This window comes from Variovorax sp. GW821-FHT09B01 (assembly GCF_059418345.1).
This window is the reverse complement of the sequence record NZ_JBWKPQ010000016.1, coordinates 101,759-115,569: the sequence shown is the minus strand read 5'-3', so window position 1 is coordinate 115,569 and position 13,811 is coordinate 101,759. Positions and strand designations below refer to the sequence as shown.

Genomic DNA, 13,811 nt, shown 5'->3' with positions numbered 1-13,811 from the left:
TCCGGCCCCGTCCTTCCCCTCGAAAGTGTCAGCACTTCCCACGTCCTCGAACCCTCACCAGCCGGGTGCCCCGGGTGCTGTTTCCGGCTCGCCGGACGCGGCCGACCTGACGAGCTGCGATCTCGAGCCGATCCGCGTGCCGGGCTCGATCCAGCCGCACGGCCGCATGCTGGTGCTGGCGGCCGAGGGCCTGGAGCGGCTGGCCTGGAGCGACAACTGGCCCGAGGGCGAAGCCGCCGCCGCGGCGCAAACCCTGCGCGGCATGGCGTTGCCGGTGCTGCAGCCCGGCGCCTCGCCGGTGTCGCTGGGCGCGTTCGAGATCGACGGCCGCCTGTTCGACGTGGCGGTGCACCGCACCGAACAGCACCTGATCGCCGAGTTCGAGGCCGCGAAGCCGGCCGCGGGCAACGAGGCGCCGATCTATGCGCTGAGCCGCGTCCTGCTGCCCGCGCTGCAGCAGGCGCGCGACGTGGACGAGCTCACCGGGCTGGTCGCGCGCGCGATGAAGCAGCTCACGGGCTTCGGCCGCTGCCTGGTCTACCGCTTCGATGCCGCGGGCCATGGCGAGGTGCTGGCCGAGGCGGCCGACGCGGGCTACGACAGCTACGTCGGCCACCACTTCCCGGCCTCCGACATTCCGCAGCAGGCGCGCGCGCTCTACCTGGTCAACCACTTCCGGCTGATCGCCGACGCCAACTACCGCCCGGTGCCGCTGGTCTCGAGCGACGCGGCGCTGGCGCCGACCGGCATCGACCTCTCGCAGGCGCAGTTGCGCAGCGTGTCGCCGATCCACCTCGAGTACATGCGCAACATGGGCACCCTGGCCTCGATGTCGGTGTCGATCGTGGTGCGCGGCCAGCTCTGGGGCCTGATCTCCTGCCACGACCACGACCCGCGCTTCCTCGACACCGCGACCCGGCTGGCCTGCGAGCACATGGGCCAGCTGCTGTCGATGCAGATCGACGCCAAGCAGACCCATGGCGAGGTGGCCGACCGGCTCGAGCTGCGGCAGCTCACGCTGCAGACCGTGTCGCAGCTCGCCGATAGCGATGCCACCCTGCGCCGGCTGGTCGAGGAGGGCTCCCTGCTGCTGCGCGTGGCACGCGCCACCGGCGCGGCCGTGGTGCTCGACGACGCGGTCTGGACCGTGGGCGACGTGCCGCCCGAGCCGCGCATCCAGGAGCTCGCGCACTGGATCGCCGGGCTCGGCGTCGAGGTCTACGACAGCGATTCGCTGGCCGGGCATTTCAAGCCCTTCGCCGACTGCGAGGCGGTCGCGGCCGGCGTGCTGGCGATCTCGATCTCGCAGGTGCACCGCCACCTGATCCTGTGGTTCCGGCCCGAGATCGTGCAGACGGTGCAATGGGCCGGCGATCCGCGCAAGCCGATGGTGCCGGACGGCCAGCGCATGCATCCGCGGCTGAGCTTCCAGAGCTGGGTCGAGCACATCCGCGGGCGCTCCAACCCCTGGTCGGCGGCCGAGGTGGGCGCGGCCGTCGAGCTGCGCCAGGCGCTGATCGGCATCGTGCTGCGGCGCGCCGAGGAGCTCGCGGCCGTGGCGACCGAGCTGGGCCGCGTGAACCGCGAGCTCGAGGCCTTCTCGTACACCGTCTCGCACGACCTGCGCGCGCCCATGCGCCACATCGCGGGCTATGTCGACCTGGTGACCCAGACCGAGGGCCAGCAACTGACCGACCGCGCGCGGCGCTACCTGGGCCACGTGAAGGACGCGGCGGCCTTCGCGGGCCAGATGGTCGACGCGCTGCTCGACTTCTCGCGCATGGGCCGCGCCGCGCTGCAGAAGCGCATGGTCGACACGCCCTCGCTGGTCGAGGGCCTGGTGCGCGAGCTGGTGCGCATCGAGCCGACCCGCGCCATCGAATGGCGCGTGGAGCCGAACCTGCCGCCGCTGTACGCCGACCCGTTGCTGCTGCAGGTCACGGTGCGCAATCTGCTGGCCAATGCGGTCAAGTACTCGCGCACCCGCGAGCCCGCCGTGATCACGGTGCGCGCGGTGCGCAACGACGCCGGCACCGGCCTCGAGGTCGAGGACAACGGCGTGGGCTTCCAGATGAAGTACGTCGACAAGCTGTTCGGCGTGTTCCAGCGGCTGCACCAGGCCGAGGAGTTCGAGGGCACCGGCATCGGCCTGGCCAACGTGAAGCGGATCGTGGAGCGGCATGGCGGCACGGTGTGGGCGCGCGGCGAACTGGGCGCGGGCGCCTGCTTCGGCTTCGTGCTGCCGGGCGCGGAGACGGATGGAACGAATTCGAGCAACGCAACTGACGGAGAAGAGGATGCTTAAGCCGATCCTGCTGGTCGAGGACGACAAGCGCGACCTGGAACTGACCCTGGTGGCCCTGGAGCGCAGCCAACTGGCGAACGACGTGGTCGTGCTGCGCGACGGCGCGCAGGCGCTCGACTACCTCAAGCGCGAGGGCGAGCACGCCGATCGCGCCGAAGGCAACCCGGCCGTGATCCTGCTCGACCTGAAGCTGCCCAAGGTGACCGGCCTGGAGGTGCTGCAGGAAGTGCGCGCCTCGGCGACGCTGCGCAGCATCCCGGTGGTGATGCTGACCTCGTCGCAGGAGGAATCGGACGTGCTGCGCAGCTACGAGCTCGGCGTCAACGCCTATGTGGTCAAGCCGGTGGCTTTCGACCGGTTCGTCTCGGCGATCGCCGACCTCGGGGTGTTCTGGGCCGTGCTCAACGAACCGCCGCCGGGGTCGCTCAAGGCCACCCGGCGCCATGAGTAGCGGCACGGCTTCCACGACGGCCCCCGACATCCTCGTCCTCGAGGACTCGCGCTTCGACGTCGAACTGCTGACCGAGGCGCTGGTCGCCGCGCTCCCCGGGGCGCGCGTGACCGTGGTGTGCGACGAGGAGGGCTTCACGGGCGCGCTGGAGAGCGCGCGCTACCAGCTGATCCTGTCGGATTACGAGCTGCCGGGCTTCTCGGGCGCGCATGCGCTCGAGATCGCGCGCGCGGTGGCGCCGCTCACGCCCTTCATCTTCGTCTCGGGCGTGATCGGCGAGGACAACGCGGTCGAGCTGCTCAAGCGCGGCGCCACCGACTACGTGAGCAAGGGCCGGCTGGCGCGGCTGCCGGTGGTGATGGAGCGCGCGCTCAAGGAGGCGGCCGACCGCGAGGCCAAGCAGGCGGCCGAGGCCAAGCTGCGCGTGGCCCACGAGATCTTCGGGGCCGCCGAGTCGCGGCGGCTGGCGCTGATCGAGCTCAGCGACCGCATCCGCGACATGGACGGCATCTGCGAGATCGCCTACACCGCCTCGCAGATGCTCGGCATGCAGCTGCAGGTGGACCGCGCGGGCTACGGCGTGGTGAACAAGGCGACCGAGACCATCGAGATCGAGCGCGACTGGACCGCGCCCGGCGTCAGGAGCCTGGCCGGCACGCTGCACTTTCGCGACTACGGCAGCTACATCGACGACCTGCGCCAGGGCACGACGGTGGCCTTCGCCGATGCCCACGACGACCCGCGCACGCGTGCCACCGCCGATGCGCTCGACGGCATCGGCGCGCGCGCCGTGGTCAACATGCCGCTGACCGAGCGCGGCGGGCTGGTCGGGCTGCTCTATCTCAACCACGGCAGGGCGCGCGCCTGGTCGCGCGACGAGCTCGACTTCACGCGCGAGGTCGGCGAGCGCATCCGCTCGGCGATCGCGCGGCGCGAGGCGCAGCTCGAGCTGCAGGCCTTCGCCGAATCGCTGGCGCGCGAGGTCGAGGTGCGCACGCGCGAGCGCGACCGTACCTGGGAGCTGAGCCAGGACCTGCTGGCCGTGGCCAACGGGCAGGGCAGCTTCGAGAGCGTGAATCCCGCCTGGGAGGCGGTGCTCGGCTGGAGCCGCCAGGAGCTGATGGCGATGCCGTTCCGCCAGCTGGTGCATCCCGACGACCTGGCCGCGACCGAGGCCGAGCTCGCGCGGCTGGCCAAGGGCGAGCGCACGCGCGGCTTCGAGAACCGCTACCGCGCCAAGGACGGCAGCTACCGCTGGCTGTCATGGACCGCGGTGCCCGAGGGCGGCCTCAACTACTCGGCCGCGCGCGACATCACGCAGCAGAAGGAGCGCGCCGCCGAACTCGACGCGGCGCGCGAGCAGCTGCGCCAGAGCCAGAAGCTCGAGGCCGTGGGCCAGCTCACGGGCGGCCTCGCGCACGACTTCAACAACCTGCTGGCGGCCATCGGCGGCAGCCTGGAGCTGATGCGCCGGCGCGGGCTCGAGGGGCGGCAGGCCGACCTCGAGCGCTACATCGGCGTGGCGCACGGCGCGGTCAAGCGCGCGGCCGCGCTCACGCACCGGCTGCTGGCCTTCTCGCGCCGGCAGACGCTGGAGCCCAAGTCGGTCAACCTCAACCGCCTCGTGAACGGCATGGAAGACCTGCTGCGCCGGACCCTGGGCCCGGGCATCGCGCTCGAGAACGTGGCCGCCGTCGGCCTGTGGAACGTGCATGCCGACCCGAGCCAGCTCGAGAACGCGCTGCTCAACCTGTGCATCAACGCGCGCGACGCCATGCCCGAGGGCGGCACGCTGGTGATCGAGACCGCCAATCGCTGGGTCGACGCGCGCACCGCGCCGGCCCGCGACCTGCCCGAGGGCCAGTACGTGTCGCTCACGGTCAGCGACAACGGCGTGGGCATGAGCGCGGAGGTGGCCGCGCGCGCCTTCGATCCCTTCTTCACCACCAAGCCCATCGGCATGGGCACCGGGCTCGGCCTGTCGATGATCTACGGCTTCGCCAAGCAGTCGGGCGGGCAGGTGCGCATCTATTCCGAGGTCGGCCAGGGCACCTCGGTCAGCATCTACCTGCCGCGCCACGACCGCACGGAAGAGAACACCACGGAGGCCGAGCAGGTCGAGACCGCGCCGCGCGCCGACCGCGGCGACACCGTGCTGGTGGTCGACGACGAGGCCTCGCTGCGCATGCTGATCGTGGAGGTGATGCAGGGCCTGGGCTATGCCACGCTCGAGGCCGGCGACGGCGCCGATGCGCTGCGCATCCTCGAGTCGAACCAGCGCATCGACCTGCTGCTGACCGACGTCGGCCTGCCCGGCGGCATGAACGGCCGCCAGGTGGCCGATGCCGCGCGCACCCTGCGCGCGGGCCTCAAGGTGCTGTTCATCACCGGCTATGCCGAGAACGCCGTGCTGAGCCATGGCCACCTGGCGCCCGGCATGCACGTGATGACCAAGCCCTTCGAGATGGATGCGCTGGCCAAGCGGGTCAAGACGCTGATCGAGTCGCGCTGAGGGCAGGGATGTTCGCCCGCCGCTAGGATCGGCGGGTCCTTTTCGCATCCTCCTGCATCCTCCTCGGCGCCATGACCCAACTCTCGCCCCTGCTGCTCATCGCCGGCGTCTACCTCGCCGTGCTCGCGAGCCCGGGCCCCAACTTCTTCATCCTGAGCCAGATGGCGCTCGACGGGCGCCAGCGCGAATCGCGCTACGTGGTGCTGGGGCTCACGACCGGCTCGATCTTCTGGGTCGTGCTCTCGCTCGCGGGCATGTCCACCCTGATGGCGCACCATCCGTGGCTGGCCTCGGCCGTGCGTTTCCTCGGCGCGAGCTACCTGGTCTGGTACGGCGGCAGCTTGCTGTGGCGCGCCGTGTCGCCGCCCGCCAAGACCGCGGCGGGGAGCGCCCGCCGCGCGCCCGCGGGCACGCGCCGCGATGCACGCAGCGCCTACCGCGCCGGCCTGCTGACCGGCATCACCAACCCCAAGGGCGCGGCCTTCTGGACCAGCGTGTTCGCGACCCTGGTGCCCGCGCAGGCCGCGGGCTGGTTCTATCCCGCCACCATCCTGATGGTGGCCGTGCTCTCGCTGCTGTGGCACTTCGGGATCACCGTGGTGTTCGGCGCCGAGGCGATCCGCGCGCGCTACCTGCGCGTGGAGCGCTGGGTCGATGGCGTGGCCGGCGGCATGCTGGTCATGCTCGGCGTGCAGCGGATCGTCGCTCGATAGCGTCTCAGGCGGCGGCTTCCGGCAGCTTCGCGACCACCTTGATCTCGAAGTCGAAGCCGTAGAGCCAGGTCACGCCGATGGCGGTGGCCGTGGGATGCGGTGCCTCGCCCCAGAACTCGGCGAGCACCAGCTGCCAGATGCGCTCGAACTTCGAGGCCGGATCGACGATGAAGATCGTCACGTCGATCACGTCGGCGAAGCTGGCGCCGGCGGCCGCGAGCACGGCATTCAGGTTCTGGAAGGCCAGCCGGACCTGGGCCTCGAGCTCGGGTTCGGGCGAACCGTCGGGCCGGCTGCCGACCTGGCCCGAGACGAACAGCAGGCCGTTGGCGCGCACGGCCGGCGAGTAGCGGTGGCGCTCGTAGAGCGCCTGGCGGCCGGCGGGGAAGACGACATCGCGTGTGGAGGACATGGGATTCACTTTCTTCGATGGTTGCGGATGCAGTGAATCTAGGTGTTCGCTCTTTGCGGATAAACGGGCAAGACGCACAATGACTGTTTGGCAATCCCAAACAATCAGGCGATCAGATGGACCGTTTCGATGCGATGCAGGCCTTTGCGCGCGTGGTGGAGGCCGGCAGCTTCACCAAGGCGGCGCAGACCCTGCACATGAGCAAGACCACCGTGACCCAGCTGGTGCAGCAGCTCGAGGCACGGCTGCGCGTGAAGCTGCTGCACCGCACGACGCGGCAGGTCAAGGTCACGGCCGATGGCGCGCTCTACTACGAGCGCGTGGTGCGCCTGCTGGCCGATCTCGAGGATGCCGACACCAGCCTGGCCAGCGCCTCGGCCTCGCCCAAGGGACGGCTGCGCGTCGACGTGCCGGCTCCGCTGGCGCGGCTGATCCTGGTGCCGGCGCTGCCGGCCTTCCATGCGCGCCATCCCGAGATCCAGCTCGACCTCGGCGTGAGCGACCGCGTGGTCGACGTGATCGGCGACAACGTCGACTGCGTGCTGCGCGGCGGCGAGCTCACCGACTCCTCGCTGGTGGCGCGCCGCGTGGGCGACCTGCAACTCGGCGTCTATGCGGCGCCCGGCTACCTCGCGCGCGCGGGCACGCCCGTGCATCCACGCGAGCTCGAGGACTCGCACCACCGCATCGTCGGCTTCCTGCGCTCGCGCAGCGGCACGCTGGCGCCGATCGCGCTGTCGCGTGCGGGCGAGCAGTTCGTGCCGCAGGGCCGTTACGTGGTCGCGCTCGACGACGGCAATGCCTATGCCGCGGCCGGCGTCGCGGGCATGGGCGTGCTCTGGCTGCCGCGCTACATGGCCGCGCCGCACCTCGCCGGCGGCGAGCTGGTGCCGCTGTTCGAGGACTGGGAGGTGGCTTCGATGCCGCTGTACCTGGTGTTCCCGCCGAACCGGCACCAGAGCGCGAAGCTGCGTGTCTTCATCGACTGGGTCGACGAACTGATGGCGAAGCATGCGCCGCTCGTCGTGGCGGGCGGCGCCTGATGCGGCACGCGCCTCAACGCGAGGCCAGCGGCTCCAGCCCCGTCTTCGCGATCGTCGGCGCGCTCGCCGGCGAGTTCAGGTAGCGGATCAGTTCGCGCGCCGCCTCGGGCTGCGTCGACGCGGTGGCGATGCCGGCCGAGAACACCGTCACCTGCTGCACCTCGGCCGGCAGCGGGCCCAGGTAGTCGATGCCCTCGATCGGCAGCAGCTCGCTGACCTGCTGCAGCCCGAGCGCGGCGTCGCCGCGCGCCACCACGCTGCCCACGCGCTCGCTGAGGATGCGGCGGCTCTTGGGCTTGACCTGGGCCTCGAGGCCGAGCTTCTTCAGCAGCTCGGTCTCGTAGTAGGTGCCGCTGGCGCTGGCCGAATAGGCGATCGACGGCGCCGCGAGCAGGGTGCGCTTGAGCGCCTCGACGCTCGAGATGTCGGGTTTGGGCGCGCCCTTGCGCACCGCGAAGCCGATCGAGGAGCGCACCAGGTCGACCTGGCTGCCGGCCCGCACCTGGCCCTGCGCGACCAGTGCATCGAGCGCGGGCCGCGCCAGGATCACGACGTCGGCCGGCTCCTGGCGCGCGAGGCGGCTCGGGATGGAGTCGGCGGCATTGCCCATCGAGGCGCCGTAGGCGGTCTTTACCGCGCGGCCGCTGGCGCGCTCGAAGCCGGGGCGCAGTTCGTTGTAGGCGGCGGTGAAGCCGCCCGAGGTCATCACGTGGAGCTCGGGCTTCGGTGCCGGGGCATGGCCCGCGGGGCTGCCACAGCCCGCGAGCGCGAGCCCGAGGGCCGCGCCGAGCAGGGCGCGGCGCGTGAAGGCCGCGAGGCGGGGGCGCTGGATGGTCATGGTGTCTCCTGTGTCGATGTCGCGTCCGCCATCGTAGGAGTCCTGCCTGTCAATCCGCCGTCAGCGCAGCGCGGGTCTTCACCGAGGCCGTGGCGCCCGGCTCGATGCCTTCGCGCGCGAGCGGCAGCCGCACCGTCACCAGCAGGCCCGGGCCGGGCCGCGTTTCTCCGAGCACGATGCTGCCGCCGTGCGCCTCGGTGGCCGAGCGCACGATCGCGAGGCCCAGGCCGCTGCCGGTCTGGGTCTGGTCGGGGTCGCGAAAGAAGCGGTCGAACACGCGCTCGCGCAGCTCGGGCGGAATGCCCGGGCCATGGTCGGCCACGCTCAGCTCGGCCTGCGCGCCATCGCGCCGGATGCCCACGGTCACGGTCGATCCCGGCGGCGCGTACTTGGTGGCGTTGTCGATCAGGTTGTCGATCATGGACACCAGGCTGTCGCGATCGCCGGCCACCGGTGCCGGGTCGTCGCTCAGCAGCTCGACCTCCACGCCGCGCGTGCGCGCGAGCACCGACAGCGTGGCCAGCCGTTCCTGCACCAGATCATCGAGGCGCAGCAGCGCGGGGCGCGGCGCCGAAACCTGGGCCGCGCTGCGCATCAGGTGCAGCAGCTGGTTCACCAGCCGTTCGGCGCGCGCGCTGGCGCTGACCATGCGCGCCATCAGCTCGTGCTGGCGCGCGGGCGGCACCGTCCCGGGCTGCGCCTGCAGGCCCTGCAGCGCCTCCACGTTCACGCGCAGCGCCGCGATCGGCGTGCGCAGCTCGTGCGCGGCATCGGCGATGAAGCTCTGCTCGCGCTCCATGCTCGCGCGCAGCCGTTGCATCAGCGCGTTGAAGTTGTCGACCAGCGGGCGCAGCTCGTCGTGGCGCGTCTGCGTGGCCAGCGGCGCGAGCTCGCGCACGTCGCGCGACGCGATCTCGCGCGCCACCTTGCGCCAGGGCCGCAGCGCGAGCCGGATCGACAGCCAGGCCGGCAGCAGCAGGAAGGGCACGCTGATGACCAGCGGCAGGATGTAGTAGCCGCGCGAATGGAAGGTCAGCCACATCTGCGGGCCGGCCGGCAGCACCAGCGCGACCCGGGTGGCGCCGTCCTCGCTCTCCAGCGAACGCGTGCGCCACTGCTTGCCCTGCGCGGTCACGTCCTCGGGCACGCCGAGGCGGCTGTTGGCGATGTCGGCCGGCACGCCGTCCGAGTGGTAGACCAGCCGGCCGTGCTGCCACACCAGCAGGCTCGGCGAGAGCGAGGGATCGTTGTCGCTGCCCATGGTCTCGCGCAGCGCGATGTCCATGCGCTGGAGGCTCTCGGCCAGCGCCGCGGGCCGGTCGGCCAGGTTGTGCGCCACCGACAGCACGCTGCGGTGCGAGGTGTCGACCATGCCCATGTCCTCGGTCAGCGAGGTGCCGAGCACCAGGCCCACCGCGATGCTCCACAGCAGCGTGAGCATCGCCACCTGCGCCAGCATCAGCCGGCGCACCAGCGTGGGCCGCAGCAGCCGACGCCAGCCGCGCGGGGCGTCGGAGGCCGCCGCAGTGGCCGTCAAGACGGCGTTCCCGGCAGCTTCAGCGCGGCCTGGTCGATCACGTAGCCGATGCCGCGCACGGTGCGGATGTAGCCGTCGCCGATCTTGCGGCGCAGGTTCGAGATGTGGACCTCGAGCACGTTGCTGCCATGGGTCTGCCAGGCCGGCAGCACCTGCTGCTCGAGCATGCGCCGCGTGATCACGCGGTCGGTGCGCTTGATCAGCAGGCTCAGCAGCTTGAATTCGCTGCGCGACAGGTCGACCGGCTGGCCGTTGACCTGCACGCGCTGCGTGGGCTCGTGCAGCCACAGGCCGCGCACCTCGAAGGTCACGCCGTCGCTGCCGTAGCTGCGGCGCGCGAGCGCGCGCACGCGCGACAGCATCTCGGCGAGAACGAAAGGTTTCACCAGGTAGTCGTCGGCGCCGTTGTCGAGCCCGAGCAGGCGGTCGTCGAGCGCATCGCGCGCGCTGAGGATCAGCACCGGCAGCCGCGATTCGGCGCGCCGCACGTGCTGCAGCAGGCCCAGGCCGTCGCCGTCGGGCAGGCCCAGGTCGAGCAGCAGCAGGTCGCAGCCCTCGCCATCGAGGATGCGCTGCGCATCCTCGATGCGGCGCACCCACACCACCTCCATGCCCTGCGTCTGCAGCGCCACCCGGATGCCGGTCGCGAGGTCGAAATCGTCTTCCACCAGAAGGATCTTCATGAATGCAATCTAACCGGCGAAGCTGAAGGAATTCCTAATACTTCTCGATCGGGCCCGAAAGGTGCAAGGCGCTGCAAGTCGCCGAATCTTCAGCCGATCTTCATCTGCGCCGCCCACGATGCCGCAGGCTCGCGCGTTGCTCACCGGCCGGCCCGTGCCGGCATGGCATTCCCCCGTCTTCCTTCGCCTCCCGACGATGTCCCTCGACGCCACTTCCTTCCTGCCGCATTTCCGCTCGCCCCAGGCCCATGCGGCGCTCTCGCAGTCGTACGACCGCGTGCTCGCGCACTGGCCGGTGCCGGTGGAGTCGCGCCATGTCGACACGCGGCGCGGCCGCGCCCATCTGCTGGTGTACGGCCCGGCCTATGGCGTGCCGGTGCTGCTGCTGCATGGCGAGGGCGGCAATGCCACCACCTGGGTCCACATGGCCGGCGTGCTCGCGGGCGCGCTGCGCGTGTACGCGGTCGACATCGTGGGCGATGCTGGCCGCAGCGAGGGCCGCCGACCGGCCAGCGAGGACGACTACTGCGACTGGCTCGAGGACGTGCTGATCGGCGTCGGCCGGCCCAAGGTGGGGCTGTGCGGCGTCTCCTTCGGTGCCTGGCTCGCCGCCGCCTACATGCGGCGCTCGCTGCGCCGTGTCTCGAAGCTCGCGCTGCTCGCACCGCCGCGCATCGGCCCGCGGCGCGTCGTCCCCGCCGCCTGCGCGCTGCTGGCGCGGCTGTTTCCCAGCGACGGCAACCTGCGCCGCCTGCATGCACTGAGTTCGTCGCCGCGCGCCTGCCCGTTGCCCGAATGGGCGCTCGAGGACCTGCTCGTGCGCTGGCGCAGCCAGGGCGCCGGACTGCCGCGCGCCGCCGGCCTCAGCGATGCCGAGATGCGGCTGCTGCCGGCCGGCACCCGCGTGCTGCTCGGCGAGGACGATGCGCTGCATGCCATCGACATCGCGAGCCGAAGGCTGCGCATCAATGCGCCGCGCGTGGAGCTGATGGTGGTGCCCGATGCGGGGCATGCGATCGAGTTCGATCAGGCGCAGCGGGTGGGGCAGATACTGCTCGATCACTTTCGGGGGCGGGGGTACGTGCTGTAGGTCGAGGAAGGGCGCGGCGCCGTCGCGACCCTGCCTGGCCATCACCGCCGATCAACGGCGCAATCCCATCCGCCTCAGAAGAAGAGATACCCCGACAGATTTGCCATGTTCCGGGCGTCGTCGATGCCTCGGTGCGGCGTACCCTCGAAAGGCAGACCGACGCGCCGCAGCGCCTGCTCGAGTCCGCAGGCCTTTCGCAAGTTGAGGCTGCCGGCAAAGCGTGTCTTGATGTTGATGTGTTCTTCGCCGAAGGGGTAGGGCACGTCGTGGTACGCGCAATCCTGTTGCAGCTGGTATCGGTCGTAGTCGCCCCAGCTGCAGAACACGGGCGAGTCGAAGGACTGGATCCAGGCAGCGAATCGTTCGAGAACCGCGGGGAATGGATCCGCGGCTTCCACCTTCTTTTGCGTGATGCTCGTCAGTCGTCTGCAAAAGTCGGTGAGGACCGGGTGTCGTGTGGGCTTGACGAACGACTGGAACTCGCCGCGCAGATCGGGCCCGTTCTGCCACAGGGCCACTGCACCGATCTCGATGATCTCCATTTCCTCGCGGGGCACCTCGTTCCGGTCCGAGCAGGTGGCCTCGAAGTCGACAATGATGTAGGTCACACGGCTCCTCGGGACTTCTTGTTTTCTCAGGCGTATCGGGCCTGCGGGTCGGATGAATTCTGCCGCATCGAATGTGCGGCGTCCTTCATGGCAGGTCGAGAGCAACCACCAGTTCACAGGCCCGGCCCGGATCGACCAGCGCATCGCGGCCAAGCCGCAACCTCGCCATCAGCACCGCGAGTTCGAAGCGGATCACCGGCTTGGAGCCACTGAGTTCGGTCAATGCCTTGTCGGGGTGGGGATGGCGATAGAGATCGAAGAGTGCGCTGAATTCATCGCGCGCAACCCGTGGGTCTTCGAGTTCCTTGTTGCCTTGCAGGCGCGCGACGTTGGCCAGCACGTCGTGCATCCCGATCGCCGCGGCGTGGTGCCAGCGCTTGCGGCTGCGCAGCGCCGACAGCGCCAGTTCCGGCTCCTCGCCCACCAGCGCGATGCGCGCCGCGTCCAGCGCGTAGCCTTCGGCGAAATACGCGTCGCTCGAGTTCTCCCGCACGCTTCGCAGGGCCAGCTCGCAGGCCAGCAGCAGCCGGTCCTTCTCGAGGTGGCCGGTCTTCAGCCAGCGCACATAGGTCTCCGCGCGTTCGAGCTGCAAATGGCAACTGGCCGGCTGCGGCCTCGCATCGCACAGGCCATCGATGCGCACGCGCTGCGCGATCTGCAGCGCACGGTCCAGCAGTGCCTCGCAGGTTTGCGGTTCCTTGGCGACGTACTTGAGCATCAGCGCCAGTTCGAGATCGAGCTCCACGCCCAGCGCTGGCAGCGCGCTCTTGGCGAGATGTTCGACGCGGCCGTGCTCGGGCGCGAGAAGCACGGCCATTCCGCCTGGCTGACGCGCGTAGGCGCGCTGCCATGCGGCGGCGACGGTTTCCGAAGAGGCGTCGGCGGGCTGGCCGAGCACCTTCCTGAGCCAATGCAACATCTGAATCGTGCTTCCCGTTCGGTATGCGGTCCTCGACTCATCCAGGTCCGCGGATCGCGCGAATTCTGCTGCACCGATCCGCGCTGTCGAAAGGCTGCATCGCAAGCCACGCCGCGCCCATGCGCGAACCAAAGAACGCATGTCTCGCCATTGATGCAACTGTGCTGCAGCAACGATTCTGCATCGCAAGTGTTGGCTGCGCGCATCGATGCACTCGCATCGCATCGCCGCGTTGTGGGGTCCATCTTCGTACCCCACGAAGCATCGCGCGGTCTTGACTCCATTCGTCGTATGACGCGCGAACAATTTGAGAGGGAAAAGTTCCGCGCTTCGTTGACGCACGGGGGGAGCGGCAGTTAGAACTGTGCGCACTCGATGGAGGGAGAACGCGTGAAGATATCGAACACCAAGCGCACACACTCCCGCCGTTGCGTCCTCGCTGCCGATCGCCTCGTGGCCGGTGCGGGAAGACGCAAGGCGGCCGATGGGTCCATGCCGATCGCGGCCTCGGCCATCGCCCGTCGCGTGCATCGCACGCGCGCCCTGCGCTGAATCGAACGCCCCGGATCCTGGTGCGATTCGTCCTCTCGCTGCCCCGCGCATCGTCGGGTATGCACAGCCTCTTTTTCCGCGCGCCCAGTCCGCTGGTGCGGCTGATGCCGCGGATCCTCGGTCCGCCGCATCGATCGCCGGTGCGGTC

The 13,811-nt window shown here is 70.3% G+C and carries 12 protein-coding genes; 6 read left to right on the top strand and 6 right to left on the bottom strand.

Going from position 1 to position 13,811, the window contains the following annotated elements; translation table 11 throughout:
* Positions 1-25 precede the first annotated feature (25 nt).
* The 4 genes from AC07RV_RS32210 (at position 26) to AC07RV_RS32195 (ending at position 5,981) form a co-directional block, all read left to right on the top strand.
* Positions 26-2,305, top strand: coding sequence for an ATP-binding protein (locus AC07RV_RS32210; protein ID WP_296785092.1), 2,280 nt, complete (start codon positions 26-28; stop codon positions 2,303-2,305).
* Positions 2,298-2,756, top strand: a complete 459-nt coding sequence (locus tag AC07RV_RS32205) for a response regulator (protein ID WP_093344502.1) — start codon at positions 2,298-2,300, stop codon at positions 2,754-2,756. Before AC07RV_RS32210 ends, AC07RV_RS32205 begins: the two co-directional genes overlap by 8 nt.
* Positions 2,749-5,268, top strand: a complete 2,520-nt coding sequence (locus AC07RV_RS32200; RefSeq protein WP_296785094.1) for a response regulator — start codon at positions 2,749-2,751, stop codon at positions 5,266-5,268. Before AC07RV_RS32205 ends, AC07RV_RS32200 begins: the two co-directional genes overlap by 8 nt.
* 71 nt (positions 5,269-5,339) lie before the next feature.
* Positions 5,340-5,981 carry a LysE family transporter gene (locus AC07RV_RS32195; RefSeq protein WP_296785097.1) on the top strand — a complete coding sequence of 214 codons (642 nt, stop codon included), beginning with the start codon at positions 5,340-5,342 and terminating at the stop codon, positions 5,979-5,981.
* Between the two features lie 4 nt (positions 5,982-5,985).
* On the opposite strand, the gene AC07RV_RS32190 is transcribed toward AC07RV_RS32195, so the two are convergent.
* Positions 5,986-6,393 carry a RidA family protein gene (locus AC07RV_RS32190; protein ID WP_296785099.1) on the bottom strand — a complete coding sequence of 136 codons (408 nt, stop codon included), beginning with the start codon at positions 6,391-6,393 and terminating at the stop codon, positions 5,986-5,988.
* A 116-nt stretch (positions 6,394-6,509) separates the two neighbouring features.
* Between AC07RV_RS32190 and AC07RV_RS32185 the strand changes: the two genes are divergently transcribed.
* Positions 6,510-7,436 carry a LysR family transcriptional regulator gene (locus AC07RV_RS32185; RefSeq protein WP_296785101.1) on the top strand — a complete coding sequence of 309 codons (927 nt, stop codon included), beginning with the start codon at positions 6,510-6,512 and terminating at the stop codon, positions 7,434-7,436.
* Positions 7,437-7,449: 13 nt separating this feature from the next.
* Here the strand turns inward: AC07RV_RS32185 and AC07RV_RS32180 are convergent, their stop codons facing one another.
* The 3 genes from AC07RV_RS32180 to AC07RV_RS32170 are packed head-to-tail and all read right to left on the bottom strand — an operon-like array spanning position 7,450 to position 10,494.
* Positions 7,450-8,274: a substrate-binding domain-containing protein gene (locus tag AC07RV_RS32180; protein WP_296785104.1), complete on the bottom strand. Its 825-nt coding sequence runs from the start codon at positions 8,272-8,274 to the stop codon at positions 7,450-7,452.
* Positions 8,275-8,323: 49 nt separating this feature from the next.
* On the bottom strand, positions 8,324-9,811 hold the full coding sequence (locus AC07RV_RS32175) for a sensor histidine kinase (RefSeq protein ID WP_256222610.1): 1,488 nt from the start codon (positions 9,809-9,811) through the stop codon (positions 8,324-8,326).
* Positions 9,808-10,494, bottom strand: a complete 687-nt coding sequence (locus AC07RV_RS32170; protein ID WP_093344488.1) for a response regulator — start codon at positions 10,492-10,494, stop codon at positions 9,808-9,810. The genes AC07RV_RS32175 and AC07RV_RS32170 overlap by 4 nt, the downstream gene beginning before the upstream one ends.
* Before the next feature lie 196 nt (positions 10,495-10,690).
* Between AC07RV_RS32170 and AC07RV_RS32165 the strand changes: the two genes are divergently transcribed.
* Positions 10,691-11,584, top strand: a complete 894-nt coding sequence (locus tag AC07RV_RS32165) for an alpha/beta fold hydrolase (RefSeq protein WP_296785108.1) — start codon at positions 10,691-10,693, stop codon at positions 11,582-11,584.
* 74 nt (positions 11,585-11,658) lie between these two features.
* On the opposite strand, the gene AC07RV_RS32160 is transcribed toward AC07RV_RS32165, so the two are convergent.
* Together AC07RV_RS32160 and AC07RV_RS32155 are read right to left on the bottom strand one after the other, a co-directional pair.
* Positions 11,659-12,192 (bottom strand): 3'-5' exonuclease, encoded by a 534-nt coding sequence (locus AC07RV_RS32160; RefSeq protein ID WP_296785110.1) that lies wholly within the window; start codon positions 12,190-12,192, stop codon positions 11,659-11,661.
* An 85-nt stretch (positions 12,193-12,277) separates the two neighbouring features.
* Complete coding sequence (locus AC07RV_RS32155; RefSeq protein WP_296785111.1) at positions 12,278-13,111, bottom strand: hypothetical protein; 834 nt, start codon at positions 13,109-13,111, stop codon at positions 12,278-12,280.
* Between the last annotated feature and the right edge of the window lie 700 nt (positions 13,112-13,811).

Excerpts from the sequence above, each read along its gene's own strand:
- AC07RV_RS32195 (WP_296785097.1), top strand. The coding sequence starts at position 5,340 with ATGACCCAACTCTCGCCCCTGCTGCTCATCGCCGGCGTCTACCTCGCC.
- AC07RV_RS32190 (WP_296785099.1), bottom strand. The coding sequence starts at position 6,393 with ATGTCCTCCACACGCGATGTCGTCTTCCCCGCCGGCCGCCAGGCGCTC.
- AC07RV_RS32205 (WP_093344502.1), top strand. The coding sequence starts at position 2,298 with ATGCTTAAGCCGATCCTGCTGGTCGAGGACGACAAGCGCGACCTGGAA.
- AC07RV_RS32165 (WP_296785108.1), top strand. The coding sequence starts at position 10,691 with ATGTCCCTCGACGCCACTTCCTTCCTGCCGCATTTCCGCTCGCCCCAG.
- AC07RV_RS32155 (WP_296785111.1), bottom strand. The coding sequence starts at position 13,111 with ATGTTGCATTGGCTCAGGAAGGTGCTCGGCCAGCCCGCCGACGCCTCT.
- AC07RV_RS32180 (WP_296785104.1), bottom strand. The coding sequence starts at position 8,274 with ATGACCATCCAGCGCCCCCGCCTCGCGGCCTTCACGCGCCGCGCCCTG.
- AC07RV_RS32185 (WP_296785101.1), top strand. The coding sequence starts at position 6,510 with ATGGACCGTTTCGATGCGATGCAGGCCTTTGCGCGCGTGGTGGAGGCC.
- AC07RV_RS32170 (WP_093344488.1), bottom strand. The coding sequence starts at position 10,494 with ATGAAGATCCTTCTGGTGGAAGACGATTTCGACCTCGCGACCGGCATC.
- AC07RV_RS32200 (WP_296785094.1), top strand. The coding sequence starts at position 2,749 with ATGAGTAGCGGCACGGCTTCCACGACGGCCCCCGACATCCTCGTCCTC.